The sequence below is a fragment of the Bartonella sp. AP57NXGY genome (assembly GCF_042195805.1).
In the GTDB taxonomy this organism is placed as follows: domain Bacteria; phylum Pseudomonadota; class Alphaproteobacteria; order Rhizobiales; family Rhizobiaceae; genus Bartonella.
This window is the reverse complement of sequence record NZ_JBHIOZ010000060.1, coordinates 1-6,342: the sequence shown is the minus strand read 5'-3', so window position 1 is coordinate 6,342 and position 6,342 is coordinate 1. Positions and strand designations below refer to the sequence as shown.

The 6,342-nt window shown below is 39.8% G+C and carries 6 protein-coding genes; all 6 read left to right on the top strand.

All coding sequences use genetic code 11. The features are described 5' to 3' along the window. The first annotated feature begins 153 nt into the window (after positions 1 to 153). The 6 genes from ACFIL8_RS06525 (at position 154) to ACFIL8_RS06500 (ending at position 5,077) form a co-directional block, all read left to right on the top strand. Positions 154 to 348, top strand: coding sequence for a hypothetical protein (locus tag ACFIL8_RS06525; protein ID WP_375681381.1), 195 nt, complete (start codon positions 154 to 156; stop codon positions 346 to 348). Between the two features lie 114 nt (positions 349 to 462). Then, positions 463 to 597 carry a hypothetical protein gene (locus ACFIL8_RS06520; protein WP_375637711.1) on the top strand — a complete coding sequence of 45 codons (135 nt, stop codon included), beginning with the start codon at positions 463 to 465 and terminating at the stop codon, positions 595 to 597. A gap of 79 nt (positions 598 to 676) precedes the next feature. Then, entirely contained in the window at positions 677 to 2,140 is a 1,464-nt protein-coding gene (locus ACFIL8_RS06515) for a hypothetical protein (protein WP_375647466.1), read from the top strand. Positions 2,141 to 2,487: 347 nt separating this feature from the next. Further along, positions 2,488 to 2,940 carry a hypothetical protein gene (locus tag ACFIL8_RS06510; RefSeq protein WP_375689175.1) on the top strand — a complete coding sequence of 151 codons (453 nt, stop codon included), beginning with the start codon at positions 2,488 to 2,490 and terminating at the stop codon, positions 2,938 to 2,940. Next, positions 2,937 to 4,076 carry a tail fiber domain-containing protein gene (locus ACFIL8_RS06505; RefSeq protein WP_375674551.1) on the top strand — a complete coding sequence of 380 codons (1,140 nt, stop codon included), beginning with the start codon at positions 2,937 to 2,939 and terminating at the stop codon, positions 4,074 to 4,076. The genes ACFIL8_RS06510 and ACFIL8_RS06505 overlap by 4 nt, the downstream gene beginning before the upstream one ends. Next, positions 4,073 to 5,077, top strand: coding sequence for a phage tail protein (locus ACFIL8_RS06500; RefSeq protein WP_375689173.1), 1,005 nt, complete (start codon positions 4,073 to 4,075; stop codon positions 5,075 to 5,077). Before ACFIL8_RS06505 ends, ACFIL8_RS06500 begins: the two co-directional genes overlap by 4 nt. Positions 5,078 to 6,342: the final 1,265 nt, after the last annotated feature.

The following is a 6,342-nucleotide window of genomic DNA, read 5'->3' as shown; positions in this document are numbered from 1 at the left end:
TATAAAAATATTCTTAAAGATCCTGAATATGCCGCCGTTTCTTTCAGAGATTTTCAAGAACAGCTTCAAGCTTTGCGCATTGAAACATCGCGCCGAAAAGGTTCTTCAAAGATTCGCCCAATGCGTTTTTAAAAAGTTCATTTCAAATCGTTTATGGCTGGCGTTGAAGGTTGGTTTGGCACTGGTGGCTGGTTTGTCACTTATGGCTGGATTTGCGCGTTGGTGTTGATGGTGAAGGGCTGGTGGATGGCGTTGGGGTGGCCATTATTTATGGTATCGTTTTTTTTTGGTGCGTTAAACAACCTAAGGTTGTTTATTTTGTTGAATTTTATGCCTTTAGAGTTTTAAGGGCTTTTGTGGTTTTTTATCCATAAGCCTTGGTATTTTGAATGGCACTGAGCTTTTCAAAGATTTTATGGGGGCTTTTGATGGCTCTTTCCCCCGTCATTGTGGGGGGTGATTTTGCGGGCAGTTGATTTTGGTTTGGCGCTGGTGGATGGCGTTGGGGTGGCCATTATTGATGGTATCGTTTTTTTTGGTGCGTTAAACAATCTAAGGTTGTTTATTTTGTTGAATTTTATGCCTTTAGAGTTTTAAGGGCTTTTGTGGTTTTTTATCAATAAGCCTTGGTGTTTTGAATGGCACTGGGCTCTTCAAAGATTTTATGGGGGTCTTGATGGCTTTTTTCCCAATCGCTGATTATCGACCCGATGTGGCGGATATCAATGGAATTTTTACCGATGAACTTGTTAATGTGCTCCCGGCGGATGGCTCCTATATCCCTATGCCAAGTTTTGAGCCTTTATCAGAGCCTTGTCCGGAGCCAATCTTAGGCACTCTTGCGGTTAAAACAAAAAATGGGGTTTCTATTATTGTCGGGACAAGAGATAAAATCTACTTACTTGATAATACAACAATGAACTGGAAAGATATTAGCCAAAAAGGAAAACCTTATCTGGCTAATGTTGATGCTCCGTGGTCTTTTGCTTTGTTTGGTGATTTTATCATTGCTGTGAATGCCAATGATAAACCACAAGTGATTGATATTAATCATGATAAAACATTTAGAAATTTAGGAGGAAATCCACCACAGGCAGGGATTGTTCGAATCTGGGGAGATTTCGTTTGTTTGATGAAATTAACCGAAAATCCAAGACGGGTTCATTGGTCTGGATTAAATGATGCTGAATTTTGGACCGTGGGAAAAAAAAGTTGTGATTATCAAGATTTTCCTGATGGCGGATTCGTCCAAGGGGCAACGGAGACAACAAATCCAATTATCTTTATGCGTTCTGCAATCTATGCTGGTTCTTTTATTCCTGGCTCTAAGATTATTTTTAGTTTCCAAAAAATCCACGATAAACGAGGCGCAAAAAATGCTGAATCAATTGTTTGTAGAGGCGATTTAGCATTCTTTGCCGATGAGGGCGGGTTTTATCAAATAACAAATGAGGGACAGATTATACCCATTGGGTTCGAAAAAGTCGATCGAACGATGACCGCAAAATCAAGGAAGGATAATCTGTACACTCTGTCTGCTGCTATCGATGGGGTGTATAATCGTGTTTATTGGATGGTTGATTCTGATGAGAACCTTCATAAACGTATCTTGCTCATTTATGATTGGGGATTGCAAAAATGGACAAAAGCTCTCGTCGATATCAAAATGATATTGCCTATTTTCTTAGCAGGAACAACCCTAGAAGGTCTTGATTTTGTGACTAAGAATATTGACGATTTGTCCTTTTCTCTCGATAGTAAAGCTTGGAAAAATGAATCGCCTATTCTGGGGGCATTTGATCAACAGGGGAGACTGGGTTCGTTTTCTGGGGGTCCTATGGCTTGTGTCGTGACATCACAAGAAATGGGGCAGACAAATGGCATGATAACACGGGTGAAAAATATTATGCCTCAAGTCAATAGTGGAAAGTTTTATTTGTCTGTGGGAATGCGCTTTCGACAATCTCTTGAAGAGGAAACTGTTTGGTTGCCAGAAAAACAGCCCTCTTATAATACTGGACAAATTCACTGTCGTGCAAGGGCACGGTTTTATCGCTTTAAATTGCGTATTCCTGAAGGGGTGAATTGGACTCATGTCACTGGATTTGATGTGGAATTGACGCGGGCCGGCATGCGATAGGCATGCCCTTTTGTAATACCATGCGATAGGCTCAAGCCTCTATTATTAAAGAACAAATGCCCCATAGGCTTCCCAAACCTTTATAAACAAAGGCACAATGCGATAAGCTGTGTCTTTATAATATGAAGAACAAGGTGGTGCGTTATGTTTCATGCTTTTCTGCGATAAAGGAAAATAGGCTGCACCATGGTTTATTTTTATAAAGAAAAAAGTTCCCTCTTTGTTGTGACAAAGGGATGATGGGGCTTTTTTCTTTTATTGTGCGGGGGGCATGGAATGCGTGAAGTATGCATGGGGATGCGTATTGCTCAAATGAGGGAAATGACAAAGCTAAAAGAGCTAAAATTATGATGCTTGAGAGTCAAGATTTATATTCTGCTCATCTGACAGAGCAGTGGCCATGGGAAAAAATAGCTCCCTATCAAGAGGCTCTCAATGCTGCATTGAAAAAATATGTTCAGCGCTTTCCGGATGATGTTTGTCTGGAAAAAATTGCTGAAGAAATCGCTACCGGACAAGCACAATTGTGGCTGGTCTTAAAAAATAAAATCCAATTTAGTGCTTTTGCAATTACCAAAGTTGAAATAACCCATACGGGAAAAAAATGCGTCGTTCTCTCTGATCTTGCGGGAGAGGGAGGGCTGAAATTGGTCAAGTTGATTGATGAAGTCGAAAAATGGGCGCGAACAATTAATGCTGAAGAAATGCACATGTTTGGAAGAACTGGATGGGCGAAAAAGCTCGCTCATCACGGATATTCTCGTAATCTTATTCAATATAGAAAGGTTCTGAACCCATGAGTAGAAAAACCACACCTCAAGTGCAAACAACAACACAAACAAATGCTCCACCTGCTTGGGCGGCTGATATTCTTAAACAAGCCAGTGCTGATGCACTTGGACTTTATAATAAAGGAATTGGCGGAAACGTTTATCAGGGAGACAGAGTCGCTGGTCTTAGCAATATGACAAAAAATGCGCTGACCGGTTTACAACAAGCAGCAGGGCTCTATAATAATCCAACGGTAACGCAATGGTTGAATGCACCAACCAACAGCGCTACAAATCTTTCCGGTATGGCTAAGGGAAGCTGGATTGGAAGCAATAGCAAATTTAATACTGCATTGCAAAATGCTCTGAATAAAACATCCGATGCAATTAATCAATCGATGTCGGGAGCAGGACGTTATGGTTCTGGCGCTCATACTGGTGTGCTGGCCGATGAGTTAGGCGCCTTGGCAACAAATGCTGCAGCACAGCAATATAATCAAGATATTAACAATATGATGAATGCAAACCAGATGATTGATCGCTCTCAGAATGATCAAGTTAATGCGGCAAATAGCTATTATCAAGGACAGAGTAACGTGCAAAGCAATGCTTTGAAAGGGGGTATGATTCAAGATATAAACCGCCAAAATGTCTTAGATGCTGAACGCCAAAAATGGTCAGAAAAAGATAATCAAGATTGGAACCGATTGCAAAGTTTGTTACAGGTAGGAACACAGGCTGCTGGAAATTACGGAACGACTTCAGGAAAATCCACGACAATGCCTTCTGTGACAAAAGATCCATTGCGTGATGCGCAGCAAGTACTTGGATTGGTCGGAGGAATTTTAGGGCTTTGTGATGTGAGAGCAAAAGAAAATATTATCCCTGTGGGGCAGAAAAAGGGATATCCACTTTATACCTTTAATTATAAGGGAAATCCACAACGTTATCAGGGCGTTATGGCGCAAGACGTGTTGCGTGTGAACCCTGAAGCTGTTTATGTCAATGCGAAAACAAAGTTATTGCATGTTGATTATGACAAAATAGGCCTGAAAATGGAAAAAATGAAAATGGAGAAAATGCCGGCATCTAAAAATAAAATTGCGGCTTTCTTTTCTTCATTTTTTGCTCGTTTTCCCTTTTTGAAAAAAGAGTATCTTCTATGAGCTCGATTTATGATTGGTCAATTGTTGCATCAGAAAATGCTTATGTCGACGAGAATATAAACTGGGCAGAAGGGCAACCGCCAAGCACAGTCAATGATAGTGCTCGCGCTATGATGCAACGCATCAAAGAATATTTGTTGGATAATGGGGGCGGGATTGAAACACAGTTTACTGTTGATGTGAAAAATGAGAGAACGTCACTTCGTTTGGCAACAAAGTCTTTTTTTGAGACTTATATGGATGGCATTGTTGTGCGCTTTAAAGCACAAGGCGTCAACAGAGGAATAACAAATATTTCTTTAAATCAATTGCTACCACGACCAACTTATATGGCAACGCCAGAGGGTATTATGCCTTTAAAGGGCGGAGAAATTCAAAAGGGGGGGCTTTATGAAGTCGTCTATACGCGTGATATTGCCGGAAAAAATGCTGATGGCTGGTTTTTAACCAATCCTACTATAAAACTTCCTGAAATCCCTCCCTTTCCTCCTTTGCCTGAAACTTTTTCTTCTGGATTTATTGGGACTTTTGCTACAGAAAAAATACCCTCTGGATGGTTACTGTGTGATGGTAAAGAATATTCGCGAAGGAACTATGCCAATCTTTTTGCTGTTTTGGGAGAAACATGGGGAAAAGGAGATGGGAGAACAACATTCAATGTTCCCGATTTGCGTGGAATGTTTTTACGGGGGCTCGATAGTGGAAAAGAAATTGATAAAGGACGTCGCTTGGGAAGTCGACAAGAAGAGTCTTTTAAATCTCATACCCATGAAGGAAAAACAGATTCAACAGGTAACCACCAGCATAGTTATCCAATGATTGAAAAGGTAGTTTGGGATATGAATCACGGTGAATATTATAGAAATCTGGCTCAAATTTACAATAAAAATTTGTTGACAGGTCCTGCGGGAGAGCATGAACATAAGGTCTTGTTGCAAAAAACAGGGGGAGATGAAACACGTCCTGTCAATGTGGCGGTGGTTTATGCTGTCAAAGCCTGAGAATGAAAGCTGTGTGAGAGAAAGATAAAAATGCTTGCAAAATGTTTGTTATGAAAAAAGTCTTATTGAATATAAAGTCTTATAGAATATATTGTGCAGAAAGTTTTGAGGCGCTTTAGAAAAAAAACTCAACTCTCTTTATTCTTTTATTTTTTGTGCTGCCTTTGTTGGATGCCTAAAGGTGAGTTTACCTATTGTTCTTTAGAGGATCAAGACAGTGATTATTAAAGGTAGGGAAAGAACAAAAAAAATTTCTTTATTCATGGCGTTTTTTGCTGAGGAATAAAGATTTTATCCCAAATGCCTCTCTCTTGTGGTATCGTGATCCATTGTTTCAAGTGCTGGGTTTAAACCGCTGCTGTGCGATGACAAAAAGCCCCTAGATAATTTTATCCTATTATAGCGTAAATACCGTCATTAAAACACTATTATTGAAGCTGGTGATATCAGTAAGATAGCTTAAAGTATTTAATACATTAGCAACTGTTCTGGGGAGGATTTGCTTGGTTAAGTATTATGCAAGTGAATCATATAAATAATGAGCAGATATGGAGCTCCTTCAGAGGAGTTGGATTGTTTACAAACCGATGTGGGGCTAAAACCTTTGTCCTTTGAGGGTGGTGGAAAGAGGTCAACGGATATGTTTATTTAAAGCGAGAAAAAGCAAAATGGAGCACTCCCTTTTTTGGCAAAGCGTGTAGGAAAAAAGCCACTCTTTGTTTTCAAAATGGGTGCACTGTTGGCAAGAGCAGCAGGTTGGCGATGCGTTGTAGTACATGGTGAGGCATTGAACTCTCTGAGATGGCATTTTGTGCTTATCAGGAAACTTCTTGAAACGGGATGAGAGTGATACGAGAAAAATCTATAAGACAATAGTTTGTTCCGTTGTGTTGTAAAATACCATTGTTTGAGATGTGGTTAAAATTTTATGCATGGGGTGTTTTTCATCTGTGCGTATTCCTAACGCAGCATTTTTTTGTAGAATAACTCTGGACAGGGGATACATTACAAGGATGCATTTGAAGGGGGAAGCCAAGTCAAATCTGTTAGATAAGAAGCCAGATTGTTTACAAACCATTGTTTATTGATTGGCATTATTTAAAGACCGGTGTGGGCTTTGTCATTTTGGGAAAAGCTGACACAGCATGCAAGGTGACATGCATTTTTCTCTGATTATCAGGTGATAAAGTCAACATTTTAGGTGGAAAACAGAGTATAATCTAAAAAAATACCTTGTAAAAATTTTCGATGAGGAAATTTTTTTT